Source organism: Dokdonia sp. MED134, from assembly GCF_000152925.2.
Taxonomy (GTDB): Bacteria; Bacteroidota; Bacteroidia; order Flavobacteriales; family Flavobacteriaceae; genus Dokdonia.
The window spans coordinates 2,475,745-2,491,378 of record NZ_CP009301.1 but is presented as its reverse complement, the minus strand read 5'-3'; the positions used below and the strand labels follow the sequence as shown (position 1 = coordinate 2,491,378).

The following is a 15,634-nucleotide window of genomic DNA, read 5'->3' as shown; positions in this document are numbered from 1 at the left end:
TTTTGAGAATTCGGTTAGAATTAGGGATGACAATCTCTCTTGGAGAATGTATCCATTGGTTAATGTTATGGCGATTACGTGTTGTTACGCTTTCGCGAAAGCGGAAAAGAAAACCTCTTCCACCTATTAATTATTTATTATAATGCTTTAGAAAGATGCATCAAAGCTTATAGACTGACCACTACCGTCGTCATCTTTATCTTTTACAACTCCTGCTTTTTGATACTCTCCTACTCGCTTCTCAAAGAAGTTAGTTTTACCTTGAAGTGAAATCATATCCATAAAGTCAAATGGATTTGCCGTATTGTATACTTTCTCACAATCTAGTTCTGTAAGTAAACGGTCTGTCACATACTCTAAGTACTGTGTCATTAAGTTTGAATTCATCCCGATAAGACTTACCGGAAGTGATTCTGTGATAAACTCACGTTCTATATCTAGTGCATTTACAATAATCTCTGTAATACGCTCTTTTGGCACTTTATTTACAAGGTGGTGATTGTGCAGGTGTACGGCAAAATCACAGTGTACGCCCTCATCACGAGAGATAAGCTCGTTTGAGAATGTAAGTCCTGGCATAAGCCCTCTTTTCTTTAACCAGTATATAGAACAAAATGCTCCTGAGAAAAAGATTCCCTCTACAGCTGCAAATGCAATAAGACGTTCTGCAAAGCTTGGTGAGTCTATCCATTTAAGAGCCCAATCTGCTTTTTTCTTAATTGCAGGGAAGTTCTCAAGTGCGTTAAAAAGTTTGTCTTTCTCTACTTCGTCTTTTACGTAGGTATCGATAAGTAATGAGTAGGTTTCTGAGTGTATGTTTTCCATCATAATCTGGAAACCGTAGAAGAATTTTGCCTCAGAGTACTGTACTTCGTTTACAAAATTTTCTGCAAGGTTTTCATTTACAATTCCATCTGATGCGGCAAAAAATGCGAGAATGTGTTTTATAAAGTAACGCTCATCATCTGTAAGTTTTCCTTTCCAGTCTACGAGATCTTGGTGAAGGTCTATCTCTTCTGCAGTCCAAAAACTAGCCTCAGACTTTTTATACCACTCCCAAATATCGTCGTGCTGTATAGGGAATATCACAAATCTATCTTTATTTTCTGCCAGGATTGGTTCTACGAAGCTCATACTTTTTCTTTTAACTATTAATCTTTTTCTTTCTACTTGGGACTAACAAATATCAAGAAAAAAGAGCCGGAGGCTTCAGAATTAACAGTGTCGTTATTCACAAAGTTTTCAACACAGCCTAATTTTTACTTTTCATAAAAATTTCTAAAAATTAATACGTAAAATACTGATATTTAGATAATTAAACTCTGCAATAAATCTTATTAACAATTATAATTTTAACGGTTCAAAACTAGCCTAGCAAGGGGTTTTAGGCTTGCTTAGAGCTGTTTTTAATAACGTCTTAATAAGAATTTGCAGAACCCATTTGTAGGTCTGACTAAAAAGAATCATGACAAAAAAAAATTCCGTTCAAGAACGAAATTTTTAAAATCTTTTAAGGGTTATTTAATTAATAAAATGAGCAATGAAATCTCATATTATACTTTGCCAGGCAGTCTTAATAAATCCTTTATTTAAGAAATGAAAGCAAGTGCAAGCAGTAGAATAACAATAATAATGATCGTAATTTTCATAAATAGGTAAGTGTTTATTGGGGTTGCTTATACTACAAATATCGTCTTTACTAACTTTTTCTACTAGGGTCAAAAGCCCCCTTTTTAAAATATGCCTTAAACCACAACTACCTAAAATGCAAGGAGTTGTGTTTATTTCGCTTTCGCGAAAGCGCAAAAAAAATCTCAAACCTATATAGTTTGAGATTTTTATATCAATAATTTGTTAGGCTATAACACCTTATATATTATCCTTTTAGACTAGCAGAAAGATACTCACGATTCATACGTGCAATGTTCTCAAGAGAAATCCCTTTAGGACACTCTACCTCACAAGCTCCTGTGTTTGTACAGTTTCCGAATCCTTCTTCGTCCATTTGTTTTACCATATTAAGAACACGATCTGTAGCCTCTACCTGACCTTGTGGTAATAAAGCAAACTGGCTCACCTTTGCAGATACAAATAGCATTGCACTGGCATTTTTACAACTTGCAACACAAGCACCACAACCTATACAAGTTGCTGCAGCAAAAGCGTCGTCTGCATCTGCCTTTTCAATTGGAATTGAGTTTGCATCTTGTGTATTACCAGAAGTGTTTACAGAAATAAATCCTCCAGCGTGCTGTATACGATCAAAAGCCGAACGATCTACCATAAGATCTTTTATCACTGGGAATCCATCTGCTCTAAAAGGCTCTATTGTGATAGTCTCACCATCTTTAAACTTGCGCATATGCAATTGACACGTAGTTACAAGACGATCTGGCCCGTGTGCCTCACCATTAATAAACATAGAGCAAGACCCACAGATACCCTCACGACAGTCGTGATCAAACACTACTGGCTCTTCTCCTTCATTAATGAGCTTATTGTTAAGCACATCCATCATCTCTAAGAAAGACATATCTCCATCGATACCATCGATAGGGTATGTCACCATTTGTCCTTTAGCTTGTGCGCTTTTTTGACGCCAAATTTTTAACGTTAGTTTCATATATCTTTCTTATTTATAGCTTCTTTGTTTTACTTCAATATTCTCATAGTTGAGCTCTTCTTTATGCAATACTGCATCTTTTGGCGCTCCTTTGTATTCCCAAGCAGATACGAATGTGAAGTTTTCATCATCACGTAGTGCTTCGCCTTTTTGTGGTCCGTCTAGCTCTACAGATTCTTCTCTAAAGTGACCTCCACAAGACTCATTACGAGTAAGTGCATCTTTTGCAAATAGCTCTCCTAACTCTAAGAAGTCTGCCACACGCAGTGCTTTTGCAAGCTCTTCGTTAAACTCATTTTGAGTACCTGGCACTCTTACTTCTTTATAGAACTCATCACGTAATGCAGAAATCTCATCTATGGCGCTCTGTAGGTCTGTCGCGTTACGAGACATACCACATTTGTTCCACATAATCTTTCCAAGCTTTTTGTGGAAATAATCTACCGGTTTAGATCCTTCATTATTAATAAGCGCACCTACCTGCTTACGCACGTTTTGCTCTGCTTCTTCAAACTCTGGAGTATCTGTAGAGATAGGTCCCGTACGTATATCGTGTGATAAGTAGTCACCTATTGTGTATGGTAATACAAAGTATCCATCTGCAAGACCTTGCATAAGTGCAGAAGCTCCTAAGCGGTTTGCACCGTGGTCTGAGAAGTTTGCTTCTCCTATTGCATATAGTCCCTCTACAGTAGTCTGTAAGTTATAATCTACCCAAAGACCTCCCATTGTGTAGTGTACCGCTGGGTAAATCATCATAGGCGTGTTGTATGGATCTTGATCTACAATCTTGTTGTACATCTGAAATAAGTTACCATACTTTGTTTTTACAACTTCTTGACCTAGCTTCTTTACAAGTGCTTTATCATTTGCACCAAGGTGTTGTACATATGCTTGCTCTTTACCATAACGCTCTATTGCCGAAGCAAAGTCAAGGTAAACAGCCTCTCCTGTTTTATTTACTCCAAAGCCTGCATCACAACGCTCTTTTGCCGCTCTTGAGGCAACATCACGAGGTACAAGGTTACCAAATGCTGGGTAACGACGCTCTAGGTAGTAATCTCTATCTTCTTCCTTAAGATCTGTAGGCTTAAGACGCCCCTCGCGTATTGCGATTGCATCTTCTTTCTTTGCAGGTACCCATATACGACCATCATTACGTAATGACTCAGACATAAGGGTAAGCTTAGACTGGTGATCACCAGATACTGGGATACACGTAGGATGTATTTGAGTATAACAAGGATTTGCAAAGTAAGCACCACGTTTGTGAGCTTTCCAAGCAGCAGTTACGTTAGACCCCATCGCGTTAGTAGAAAGGTAGAACACATTACCATATCCTCCAGTTCCTAATACAACGGCGTGCGCACTGTGACGCTCTATCTCACCTGTTATTAAGTTACGTGTTATAATACCACGCGCTTTACCGTCTACTTTTACGATGTCTAGCATCTCGTGACGGTTATACATTTTGATCTTACCACGACCTATCTGGCGGTTCATCGCAGAGTAAGCACCTAGTAATAATTGTTGTCCTGTTTGACCTTTTGCGTAGAAGGTACGACTCACAAGCACCCCTCCAAAAGAACGGTTGTCTAATAGCCCACCGTAATCACGTGCAAAAGGAACTCCTTGTGCGACACACTGGTCAATAATATTTGCCGAAACCTCAGCAAGACGGTATACGTTAGACTCTCTAGAGCGGTAATCACCACCCTTTACCGTATCATAAAATAAACGGTATGTTGAGTCTCCATCTCCTTGATAGTTTTTTGCGGCGTTTATACCTCCTTGTGCAGCAATAGAGTGTGCACGACGAGGTGAATCTTGAAAACAAAAAGCTTTCACGTTATACCCAAGCTCTGCAAGCGTTGCTGCTGCAGATCCTCCGGCAAGACCCGTACCTACAACGATTACATCTATAAGACGCTTGTTTGCAGGGTTTACAAGATTAATGTCATTTTTATGTTTTGTCCACTTATCAGCTAGTGGTCCTTGAGGTATTTTAGAATCTAATGCCATAGCTATATTTTTTAGTGAGGGATTTGGTTAAGGTGTAAGTACACAGCAATAAGTATAAAACCTACTGGTATTGCAACTGCCCAAACCTTTGCAAATTTTGAAAGTGCTTTTGAGTATGCATTATTAAAACCAACAGACTGAAAAGTAGAAGCAAACCCGTGCCATAAGTGTAAAGCAAGTAATACAAATGATATTACATAAAGTGCCACTCGCACTGGGCTTTCAAATTTATGCACAGTCTCTGCATAATATCTTGTAGGATCTTCTGGTGCAAACTCAACATATTTATGAATCATCTCTGGAATCCAGAAATCATAAAAGTGAAGACCTAAAAACGCAAGAATCACAAGTCCTGATAAAATCATATTACGAGAAGTCCAAGGCGCTGCTTCTCCTCCTTTGTAGTTTGCATACTTAACAGGACGCGCTTTTCTGTTTTGTAATTCTAACACAAAGCCCATCACAAAGTGAAAAACCACTCCAAAGATTAATACAGGTTGCAACGCAAACTGTACTAATGGGTTTGTACCCATAAAGTGGGACCAAGCATTAAACGTATCTGGATCAATTACAGCTGTACTGTTGATCACGAAGTGTTGTGTCAAAAAGATCACAAGAAAGAGTCCGGAAAGTGCCATTGCTACTTTACGCCCTATTGAAGATTTTAATAATCCGCTCATTTAGTTTTAGTTTGGAATAATCCCAACAAAAATACGGCGCAAACGTTGTTTTGGCAACCTTAGAGCGTTTGTATTCTTACTATTTAGAATCATTATAAAAACCTTAACGCAGCTGTTCAAGATTTAACAATCACCTCCTACCTAAACCTATATATGATTAAACACTTTCAAAATTTTTGAAAAGGACTTACGAGACATTAAAAAACCCATTACATCTTAAGAGGCAATGGGTTCTAAAAAAGATTTTAAAAGTGCTACTAATCAACTAACAGCGTGGTAGTTGCAACTTCTGTATTACCACCTCCACCGTCTAAAACGACAGTATATGTTCCTTTAGGGAGATAATATTTCCCGTTTTTAGTTTTCTTAATATTAAGAGAACTATCTGCTTTTTCAAGATATTTTTTTCCTTTTTCAGTAATCGTTAAGTCATACGAGACTTGGTTAATTCCCGCTGCTGGATTTAACGCCATACGGTTTAACTCCTTTCCTTCTGTACTTTTTACGACTAACTCGTATTTACCTGCGTTGCTCGTGTAGTAACTTATAGGCGTAGATGGCTCAAAAGGATCAGACCAGTTACTCCAGCTTGTTCCCCATCTTCGGCTATGCTCAACTTCGGCGATATCAAAAATCTCTGCCGTTTTATCAAGAGACACGTTTTGAATGGCACTAAGATCTGTTCTGTAGATGCTTCTTCCGTGGGTTCCTAGCAAGAGATGGTTTGCTTTCTTTTGGATTTTCATATCGTGTACGGCTACAGCTGGAAGTGGTGCTGTGCTGTCTCCAGATTCCGCTTTCGCGAAAGCGTGATAAGAAGTACCACCATCTAGACTCACATAAGCACCATTATCTGTACCTACGTAAACGATATTATCCTTTACTGGGTCTTCTACAATAACATTTACCGGAGACATAGGGATGTTTGCCGAAATGTCTTTCCAAGTTTCCCCATAATTATCAGAAACATAAACGTAGGTTTTAAAATCATCCCATCTATAACCGTTAAGGGTTACGTATACACGCTCTTTTTTATGCTCACTTGCGACAATGCGAGATACCCATAAGTCTTTTGGCAATGTACCTGTAATGTCTTTCCAGTCACCACCACCATTAGTCGTTACGCTTACCTTACCATCATCACTACCTGTATAAATAAGTCCAAACTCAAACGGAGATTCTGAAACTGTAGCGAGTGTACCGTAAGCGACATTACCCGGCTTACCGCCGTTAGTAAGATCTGGGCTTATAGCTACCCAGTCATCACCTTGATTCATAGATCGCATTAACTTGTTCCCACCCAGATATAAGATGTCTTGGTTATGACTACTTAGTAAGATAGGCGTCTGCCAGTTAAAACGATAAGGCGTTTCTCCTAACTCGTGCTTGATATCAAATCTCTTGTTTTCACCCGTCTCACGGTTAATACGATAATAACTCCCAAATTGAAATCCAGTGTACACAATATTTGCATCTCTATTATCTACCTGCACTTGCATACCATCTCCTCCCATAATCATCTCCCAAGGGTACTGCCCTCTTTGCAACCAAGATTTATCTTGTGATGCATTGCTAGGTGCAACCCATACTCCATTATCTTGAAGACCGCCATACACGTTGTAAGGCTCTTGATTATCTACCTGTATGTAATAAAACTGCCCTACTGAAGGGTCGTTTGCTTTTATCCAGTTTGCACCATCATCATAACTTATGTTTACACCACCGTCATTACCATTTATAAGGTGATTTTCATTTTTTGGGTTAATCCATAATGCGTGATGATCTGAGTGTACATTTTCTGCACTTATGCTTGTAAAGGTTTTACCTCCATCTTTGGACTTTACAATAGGTACTCCGTATATATAAATATCTTCCTTATCTGACGGATTTACATTAATCTCTCCAAAGTAATAGCCGTAACTATAGTAAAGAGCGTCTATGTATCCTTTATGTGTTTTTTTCCAGGTCTTCCCTCCATCATTAGATCTATATACCTCTGCCCCCACTACAGGTGTGTCAAAAAGCTGTGTGTTTGCCGTTTGTAAATAGGTTGCAATATCTGCAGGCACAGCATCACCTTGTCTCACGATAGACTTTACATTTGCAGCTCTGTACTTTTCTTGAAACCCGTTAGACTTTAAAAAGTTATCGAGTCGCTTGTTATCTAAGCTTAAAAACTGAGCAACACTCATTGTCTTAAAATCATCTTTATATAAAGCATCAGATTTTTGTGGTCGTTTTTTACCCTCTTCTCTTCTAAACTGGCTATCGTGCACAGCATATACCGTATTTTTATCATACACTGCAAGACCTATACGACCTACTCCTTTACCAGCGGGAAAGCTATATAACTTTGTCCAAGTGTCACCAGCATCTGTACTCTTGTAAATACCAGAGCCACTACCAGAACCTTCAAAATTCCACGCCTTTCTATCCTTCTCCCAAGAAGAGGCATACATCAGGTTAAAATCATTGGGATCATTATCTATATCAATAATACCAGAGGCATCATCTACATACAGGGTCTTTTTCCAGGTGAGGCCACCATCTGTAGTTTTATAAATTCCACGTTCTTCATTTTTTGAGTATAAGTGTCCTACAGCACCTACCACAACCTCATCTGGATTTTCTGGATTAATAAGGATGCGCCCTATATGGTGCGAGTCTGTAAGACCCATATTTTTCCAAGTCTTGCCACCATCTGTAGATTTGAGAAGACCTATCCCTGCATAACTAGAGCGCGATGCATTATTTTCTCCCGTACCTACCCAGATAGTATTACTAGGCCAGTGTACTGTTACTTCTCCTACGTTTTGTGTGGGAGCATTATCCATCACTGGGGTAAATGTGGTCCCATTATTATTAGTATACCACAACCCTCCAGAAGCATAACCTACATAAAACTCTGATGGCATATCTGGATTAATTGCTAGATCTACCACACGGCCACTCATAATAGAAGGACCTATGTTTTCAAAAGGAATATTTTTTACAAGACTATTTTGAGCTGCTAGCATTTTTTCTTTAACAGCCTGCTCTTGTTGTTGCGTTGTAGATGCAGCTTGCTGTGAGTTTCCATTTGCAAGCGCAAAAAGCAGCGCTCCAGATGCTAGAAAGTAACGTATGTTCATTTGGTTTGGATTTTATAAGGCAATGAAAATACGCAAAGGACTTATTTTAAGAAAACTTTTGGATTTAGTTTAACAAGTAGAAGTCCTTTTTTGGGGTTATGAGTTGTTACGCTTTCGCGAAAGCGTACCCAAATTTGTATTTTTACATTCTAATCTAGAGTTACAATGAAATACGACCTTATAGACAACGCACTTTTTATAAAAAATCGCAAGAACTTTATGGCACAAATGAAGCCAAATAGTCTAGCCGTTTTTAATAGTAATGATATTTACCCCGTGAGTGCAGATAGTACACTCCCTTTTGAGCAACACCGTGATATTTTTTATCTAAGTGGTGTAGACCAAGAAGAGTCTGTGCTTGTTATGTTTCCGGACTGTCCAAAAGAGAAGTATCGCGAGATTCTTTTTGTAAGAGAAACAAATGATCATATTGCTGTCTGGGAAGGTGAAAAACTTACCAAAGAAAAAGCCACAGCTACTTCTGGGGTTAAAACGGTATTATGGCTGCAAGACCTAGAAAAAGTATTTACAGAACTTATGACCTATGCAGAGACAGTATATGTAAATACTAATGAGCACTACAGAGCAAGTGTTGAGACAGAGACTCGTGAAGATCGCTTTACAAAATGGTGGAAAGCAAAGTACCCTGCTCACTGTGTAGCAAAGAGCAACCCTATCTTACAACGCCTGCGCTCTGTAAAAGATCAAATAGAGCTAGACCTTATGCAAAAGGCTTGCGATATTACTAATAAAGGTTTCCGTCGTGTGCTTGGATTTGTAAAACCTGGTGTATGGGAATATGAGATTGAGGCAGAATATATACACGAGTTTTTAAGAAACCGTTCTAAAAAGTTTGCCTACACACCTATTATTGCTTCTGGAAATAATGCAAACGTGCTACACTACATAGAAAACAACCAGCAGTGTAAAGCTGGAGATCTTATCCTTATGGATGTAGGTGCAGAGTATGCAAATTACTCTAGTGATATGACGCGCACCATACCTGTGAGTGGTCGTTTTACAGATAGACAAAAAGCCGTTTACAATGCTGTTTTAAAAGTAAAAGACGAGGCAACAAAACTCCTAGTACCAGGAACTTTATGGGAGCAATACCACGTAGAGGTAGGTAAGATTATGACTTCTGAGTTACTAAGCTTAGGACTACTAGACAAGGCAGATGTACAAAATGAAAACCCAGACTGGCCAGCATACAAGAAGTACTTTATGCACGGCACTTCTCACCACATAGGTCTTGACACCCACGACTATGGTTTACTACACGAACCTATGCAGGCAAATCAAGTCTTTACCGTAGAGCCAGGAATTTATATTCCAGATGAAGGTTTTGGGATTAGACTAGAGGATGATGTAGTTATCCAAGAGTCTGGCGAGCCTTTTAATCTTATGCGTGATATCCCTATCACGGTACAAGAAATAGAAGATTTAATGAATAGCTAGACACGCTAGTTACATCATATTAAAAGCCCATCATTTTTATAAATGATGGGCTTTTGTTTTTATTAGATTCTCTAATTAAGCAACTGGGGTTGCAAACATATATTCTTGTAATAAAGAAAGTGCTCGTTTTTTATCTTCTGTGGCAACCAGTATAGATATGTTATGATCACTCCCTCCAAAGGAAATCATACGCACTTGCACATCTTGCAATACTTGGAATAGTTTATGCGTATCTGGATGACGGTTTACCGCATTACCCACTAAGCATATTATACTTTGCTTATCATCTACCACAACTTGTGAAAATTGCACAAGCTCAGTTAAAATGGCATCAAGATTACTCGTGTTATCTATGGTAAGTGACACTGCGATTTCTGATGTAGTAATCATATCTATTGATGTCTCGTAGCGTGCAAATACGTCAAACACTTTGCTTAAAAAACCGTGGGCGAGTAACATCTTACTCGACTTTATTTTGAGTGCGGTTATACCATCTTTGGCAGCGATTGCTTTGATTCCTTCACCTTGTGATCTGTGCGTTATCACAGTACCAGACGCATCTGGCTCCATTGTATTTTTTAAACGTAACGGGATGCGCGCTTCTCGCAAGGGTTGTACAGTCTGAGGGTGTAATATTTTTGCGCCAAAGTAAGCGAGCTCTGCCGCCTCATCATAACAAAGGGCACCTATTGCTTTTGTCTCCTCTACAAACCGCGGGTCGTTGTTATGAAAACCGTCTATATCTGTCCAGATCTGCACCTCGCTAGACTCAATTGCAGCACCTACAATGGTTGCTGTATAATCGCTTCCTCCTCGTTGTAGGTTTGATATCTCACCACTATAGTTGCGACATATAAAACCCTGAGTGATGTAAATGGTATGCTGACCCGCATTTTCTATCACGCGCTCAAGGTTTTGACGTATATAAAACTGGTCTGGTTCATTATCCTTATCTATTCTCATAAACTCTAATGCTGGTAATAAAGCAGCACTAAGCCCTTCTTGTTGTAAAAAGTGACAAAATATAAATGTAGATAGCAACTCACCTTGAGCGACAATAGCTTCTTCCATTTGCAAGGTGATCTCCTTCTCTACCGTGATTCTCTCTACCTCTGCAAACACCTCATCTACATATCCTATAACCAGAGATTTAATATGTTTATCTGTAAACAATTGCTCAATAACATCATCATATCTAGATTGTAAATCTCCTCTTGTTTTATGTGCTGTAGCTACGTCACCTTCTCGTGCTGCAGTTGCAATAGCAACAAGAGCATTTGTAGTACCAGACATTGCAGATAGTACAACAATCTTAGGTTGTGGTGAGTCTATGATATGACGCACAGAGATCATATTTTCAATAGATCCTACTGAGGTTCCTCCAAATTTTAATACTTGCATAGGTTACATTTTTATACAAATGTATTTCTGTGACTCATTCTAACCGCATAAATGAAGAAAATAGACTAATTTTGAACAAAATGTTAATTATATAACGATTTGAATACAATATCAGATTGCGTAGCGGCCATTATTGCAAAGCAGCCCTACCTAGAAGAAGCATTATCTCAAAAGATAATAAACTATGCCGCACTGGCCGAAAACTTAAATCCGCTAGTGTCTAAGATGCTTAAAAAGCCTGTAAAAGACGGCGCTATACTTATGGCGTTGAGACGATATGCTTCTCCTACAGATACTCAAAAATCATTACGACTCAAGGAGGTCCTTAATGGACTAGGTGATATCACGGTACGATCAAAACTAATCGTTTTTACATTTCAAAACTCTGGCACTCTCATCCAAAATCACGCTCAGATACTTAGTACCATCGCTACAAATCAGCAGGTGTTTTACACGTTTACTCGCGGTATACACGAGAGCACACTCATAAGCTCTGCTAGTGAAGAGGCACACATAAGAGATCACTTTAAAACAGAAAACATACTCAATTTTCAAGGCAACCTTTCGGCTATAAGTATACGATTGCCACAAGGTAATACAGCTGTTGCTGGCTTATATTATCAGATTTTTAAACGCCTTGCTTGGGAAGGTATATCGCTTCAAGAGGTGATTTCAACTACCAATGAATTTATAATTCTGGTAGAAGATGAGCTTGTAGACAGAGCATTTTCTGCCATTAAAAAATTACAATCTTAAGTAGTACGCTTTCGCGAAAGCGTAAAAACATTTACCGCAATAAGTGTTATCACAGCAGGCAATAACCAGCCTAAGCTTACCGTGCCTAGGGGTATAAATTCTTTTATACCCTTCATTTGCTCACTAAAGCCTAATGATGCCCAGAAATCTGGCGCGCTAAATAAAATAGTCGCAATCACTACAGACCTAAACACAAGTACCGTTGTCCATTTATCTGGTAAGGCATTGAGTATAATCAACACAATGGTTATAGGATAAATAAACATAAGTGCAGGTACGGCTACGGCAATAATAGACATTACATCTAGCTGTCCCATTACCACGCCCAGCACACAACCTAGTACGGCAGTTATGTTATATGCAAGTTGCGAATTATTAAAAATCCCTTTTACAAAGTCTGATGTACCTGTGACAATACCTACTGCCGTTGTAAAACAGGCAAGACTAACTAATACTGCAAGTACTCTACTACCCACGGCTCCTAGTGTGTCTACACTAAGCATAGATAATAAAGCCGTGCGATCTGTCACTTCTGCACCCCCGCTACGCAAAGCTCCTAGATAGATGAGGCCGCCATAAATAAATAACAATCCTAAGCCAGCAATGATTCCTCCTTGTGTGATGATTCTCTTATTTTCGGTAGGGGTGCTGTTTTTAAAACCTAATGATATGACAATTACACCTCCTACTACAACACCTCCTATAGCATCAAAAGTTTGATAACCTTCAAGTATACCGCTCGTAATTGTATTGTCAAAAATAGAAGCGCGCATAGGCTCATATTCTCCAAAAAGACCTACACCTATTACAATAGCTAGAATAATTAATATTGCTGGAGTGAGATACTTACCTACAATGTCCATCATTTTTGATCTATTGAGCACAAAAACTAAAACAAGAATAAAATAGAGGCTACTTAAGGTTAAACTAGAGATATCAAAATATGGCCGTATGGCCATCTCATAGGTCACAGATGCGGTGCGAGGCGCTGGCAGTGCAATAGAGATTGCGTAAATGATTATACCGTATAGTAAGGCAAATAGTGGCGATACCTTTTTTGCAAAGTCCAGCATTGTACCTTGTAATCTAGCGTGCCCATATATGGCCAGTATAGGTATCACCACTGCAGATATAATAAAACCTAAAAGTACTAGCCACCACGAGCTGCCGGCGTTATAACCTAAAAATGGTGGTAAGATTAAATTACCCGCGCCAAAAAAAAGAGAGAACAGCGCAAAAGCTGTAATGAAGGTTTGTTTGGTCATTCTCATAGGTTGCTTGATATTTGCCCTCCAATATAGAACTAATGACCATTAACCACAAAGGTGCTTCCATTTTTTATACAGATACAGGATCTGGCACACCTATTATTTTACTTCACGGTTTTCTTGAAAATCATACTATGTGGGACGCTATACAAAGTAAACTTAGATCTCGACATAGAGTCATTTGCATTGACCTTTTGGGACACGGTGCTTCTGGTCATACTGGATATGTGCACACTATGGAAGATATGGCGGCCGCTGTACAAACAGTGGTTGACACACTAGCAATCACAAAAATGCATCTAGTAGGCCACTCTATGGGTGGTTATGTGGGTCTCGCTTTCGCGAAAGCGCAACCAGAACGTATCACATCACTTTGTTTACTTAACTCAACACCGCTACCAGATGACAATGAGCGCGTAGCATTGCGCACAAGGGCAAATAAAATGGCAAAAACACAGTACGAGCAGCTAGTACGTATGTCTTTTACAAATCTTTTTGACCCCAAGACAAAAGCAAACCACCGCAATCAAATAAGTGAAGCTCTAGATCACGCATTAAAAACTCCTGTACAAGGATACATTGCAGCAAATAGTGGAATGCAAGTACGTGAGGACCTCAGCGCTTTTTGGAAAAAAGCTCCCTTTGCACAAGGAATGATACTAGGAGCTAAAGACTGGATTATAAATGCAGAAACTCATAAAGATCACTTTGAGAAAAACATTGCATTTTTTAAAATCATAGATAGTGGTCATATGTCTCATATCTCACACACAGAGCTAGTAGCGAAGCTTCTGGAAGAATTTGTAACAACATCTGCAGGTCTGGATTAGACCTAAAGTAGGTAAAACTAATAGGGAATTTTACACTTTCCCTACTTGTAAATCCTTAAAACTCTTTAACATATAAATTAATGTCAGTGCTTTTAGTCGATATATTTGTGTATTTCATAGATATTTATTTACTTTGATATCCCAAATCATAAGAAATGAAATCCATAGAAATTACCCCCCTACAACCTAAAAGAAATCAACTAGCCGCTGTTGCTTGTAAAATTTTTGGACACAAGTATCGTCTTACGAAGCGTTACCAGTCACATTTAAAAGAATTTGAATGTACGCACTGTAAAAAACAATATACACTAGATGGTTATGGTCACTACACCCCACTTACTCCAAAAATGCGCCGCATTAATGAGGTATACGAAAATTTTTACATCACAAAAATGTCACGTACTTCCTAGTCTTCATTAGAAAGTGCATTCCAACCACGAGCTATAAGAGGTATCTTAGTATTTGCTCTTGTAATAAGGTGAGCTCCTTCTTTTTCTTCGGTCATATGGCCTATGATTGAAAAATTAGGGTTTGCCTTAATTTTTGGAAAGTCTTCCTGTTTAATAGTAAACAGCAGCTCATAATCTTCTCCGCCACTTAATGCGATGGTTGTGCTATCAAGTTCAAACTCTTCACAGCTACTTATCACTTGTGGATCTAGCGGAATTTTATCCTCATACAGATTACATCCAACACCTGAATTTTTACAGATGTGCAATATCTCTGATGACAATCCATCACTCACATCTATCATAGATGTAGGCTGTACTTCTAGGGATTGTAAGATAGATTTTACATCCTTACGTGCTTCAGGCTTGAGTTGTCTTTCTATAAGATAACTATATTGCTCAAGGTCTGGCTGGCTACTTGGGTTTACTTTAAAAACTGCTTTCTCTCTTTCTAAGATTTGTAATCCCATATATGCTGCTCCTACATCTCCAGATACTACAAGTAAATCACCAGCCTTTGCTGTAGATCTTTTAGTTAATTCTTCTGGTATTGCTTTACCTACTGCAGTAACACTTATAACGAGACCTACATTAGACGAGGTTGTATCTCCTCCCACTAAGTCTACCTTATAATTATTACACGCAGTTTGTATACCCGCATATAACTCCTCTATTGCCTCTAGGGGAAATCTATTAGAAACTGCTATAGATACGGTTATCTGTGTAGCCTCTGCATTCATCGCATATACATCAGATAGATTTACCATTACTGCTTTGTACCCAAGGTGTTTTAAAGGCACATAGCTTAGATCAAAATGCACCCCTTCTACAAGCAAATCTGTAGTAACCACAACCTGCTCATCTGGAAAATTGAGAATTGCAGCATCATCACCCACACCTTTTACTGTAGATGTATGGTGTATTTTAAAGTGTTTTGTAAGGTGGTCTATAAGTCCAAACTCACCTAATTCTGATAATGATGTGCGCTCTTGATTTTTATCTTCTAACATAGCCGC

At 38.7% G+C, this 15,634-nt stretch carries 12 protein-coding genes; 4 read left to right on the top strand and 8 right to left on the bottom strand.

Annotated elements, in window-relative coordinates; genetic code table 11:
* Positions 1-147: 147 nt before the first annotated feature.
* From MED134_RS11005 to MED134_RS10985, 5 genes are all read right to left on the bottom strand, one after another.
* A complete protein-coding gene (locus MED134_RS11005) occupies positions 148-1,134 on the bottom strand; it encodes a ribonucleotide-diphosphate reductase subunit beta (protein WP_038598987.1) in 987 nt (328 codons plus the stop codon).
* A gap of 742 nt (positions 1,135-1,876) precedes the next feature.
* Positions 1,877-2,623, bottom strand: coding sequence for a succinate dehydrogenase/fumarate reductase iron-sulfur subunit (locus MED134_RS11000; protein WP_038598984.1), 747 nt, complete (start codon positions 2,621-2,623; stop codon positions 1,877-1,879).
* Between the two features lie 9 nt (positions 2,624-2,632).
* Positions 2,633-4,645, bottom strand: coding sequence for a fumarate reductase/succinate dehydrogenase flavoprotein subunit (locus MED134_RS10995; protein ID WP_038598981.1), 2,013 nt, complete (start codon positions 4,643-4,645; stop codon positions 2,633-2,635).
* An 11-nt stretch (positions 4,646-4,656) separates the two neighbouring features.
* The gene (locus MED134_RS10990) at positions 4,657-5,325 is read right to left on the bottom strand and encodes a succinate dehydrogenase cytochrome b subunit (protein WP_038598978.1); all 669 of its coding nucleotides are present in this window, start codon (positions 5,323-5,325) and stop codon (positions 4,657-4,659) included.
* 257 nt (positions 5,326-5,582) lie between these two features.
* A complete protein-coding gene (locus MED134_RS10985; RefSeq protein ID WP_038598975.1) occupies positions 5,583-8,456 on the bottom strand; it encodes a WD40/YVTN/BNR-like repeat-containing protein in 2,874 nt (957 codons plus the stop codon).
* 165 nt (positions 8,457-8,621) lie between these two features.
* On the opposite strand from MED134_RS10985, the gene MED134_RS10980 reads away from it, so the two are divergent.
* On the top strand, positions 8,622-9,914 hold the full coding sequence (locus MED134_RS10980; RefSeq protein ID WP_038598972.1) for an aminopeptidase P family protein: 1,293 nt from the start codon (positions 8,622-8,624) through the stop codon (positions 9,912-9,914).
* A 75-nt stretch (positions 9,915-9,989) separates the two neighbouring features.
* Here the strand turns inward: MED134_RS10980 and MED134_RS10975 are convergent, their stop codons facing one another.
* Positions 9,990-11,315, bottom strand: coding sequence for an aspartate kinase (locus tag MED134_RS10975; protein ID WP_038598969.1), 1,326 nt, complete (start codon positions 11,313-11,315; stop codon positions 9,990-9,992).
* 99 nt (positions 11,316-11,414) lie between these two features.
* Between MED134_RS10975 and MED134_RS10970 the strand changes: the two genes are divergently transcribed.
* Positions 11,415-12,071, top strand: coding sequence for a hypothetical protein (locus MED134_RS10970; RefSeq protein WP_035327077.1), 657 nt, complete (start codon positions 11,415-11,417; stop codon positions 12,069-12,071).
* Here the strand turns inward: MED134_RS10970 and brnQ are convergent.
* On the bottom strand, positions 12,068-13,336 hold the full coding sequence (gene brnQ / locus MED134_RS10965; RefSeq protein ID WP_316930961.1) for a branched-chain amino acid transport system II carrier protein: 1,269 nt from the start codon (positions 13,334-13,336) through the stop codon (positions 12,068-12,070). The genes MED134_RS10970 and brnQ overlap by 4 nt on opposite strands.
* Positions 13,337-13,377: 41 nt before the next feature.
* On the opposite strand from brnQ, the gene MED134_RS10960 reads away from it, so the two are divergent.
* Positions 13,378-14,169, top strand: a complete 792-nt coding sequence (locus MED134_RS10960) for an alpha/beta fold hydrolase (RefSeq protein ID WP_038598963.1) — start codon at positions 13,378-13,380, stop codon at positions 14,167-14,169.
* A gap of 155 nt (positions 14,170-14,324) precedes the next feature.
* Entirely contained in the window at positions 14,325-14,579 is a 255-nt protein-coding gene (locus tag MED134_RS10955; protein WP_038598960.1) for a hypothetical protein, read from the top strand.
* Here MED134_RS10955 and thiL read toward each other — a convergent pair.
* Positions 14,576-15,628: a thiamine-phosphate kinase gene (gene thiL, locus MED134_RS10950; protein ID WP_038601201.1), complete on the bottom strand. Its 1,053-nt coding sequence runs from the start codon at positions 15,626-15,628 to the stop codon at positions 14,576-14,578. The genes MED134_RS10955 and thiL overlap by 4 nt on opposite strands.
* Positions 15,629-15,634: the final 6 nt, after the last annotated feature.

What these genes read in the sequence shown, in the direction of transcription:
- MED134_RS10985 (WP_038598975.1), bottom strand. Translation starts at nt 8,456, where the DNA reads ATGAACATACGTTACTTTCTAGCATCTGGAGCGCTGCTTTTTGCGCTT.
- MED134_RS10980 (WP_038598972.1), top strand. Translation starts at nt 8,622, where the DNA reads ATGAAATACGACCTTATAGACAACGCACTTTTTATAAAAAATCGCAAG.
- thiL (WP_038601201.1), bottom strand. Translation starts at nt 15,628, where the DNA reads ATGTTAGAAGATAAAAATCAAGAGCGCACATCATTATCAGAATTAGGT.
- MED134_RS10960 (WP_038598963.1), top strand. Translation starts at nt 13,378, where the DNA reads ATGACCATTAACCACAAAGGTGCTTCCATTTTTTATACAGATACAGGA.
- MED134_RS11005 (WP_038598987.1), bottom strand. Translation starts at nt 1,134, where the DNA reads ATGAGCTTCGTAGAACCAATCCTGGCAGAAAATAAAGATAGATTTGTG.
- MED134_RS10975 (WP_038598969.1), bottom strand. Translation starts at nt 11,315, where the DNA reads ATGCAAGTATTAAAATTTGGAGGAACCTCAGTAGGATCTATTGAAAAT.
- MED134_RS11000 (WP_038598984.1), bottom strand. Translation starts at nt 2,623, where the DNA reads ATGAAACTAACGTTAAAAATTTGGCGTCAAAAAAGCGCACAAGCTAAA.
- brnQ (WP_316930961.1), bottom strand. Translation starts at nt 13,336, where the DNA reads ATGACCAAACAAACCTTCATTACAGCTTTTGCGCTGTTCTCTCTTTTT.
- MED134_RS10990 (WP_038598978.1), bottom strand. Translation starts at nt 5,325, where the DNA reads ATGAGCGGATTATTAAAATCTTCAATAGGGCGTAAAGTAGCAATGGCA.
- MED134_RS10995 (WP_038598981.1), bottom strand. Translation starts at nt 4,645, where the DNA reads ATGGCATTAGATTCTAAAATACCTCAAGGACCACTAGCTGATAAGTGG.
- MED134_RS10955 (WP_038598960.1), top strand. Translation starts at nt 14,325, where the DNA reads ATGAAATCCATAGAAATTACCCCCCTACAACCTAAAAGAAATCAACTA.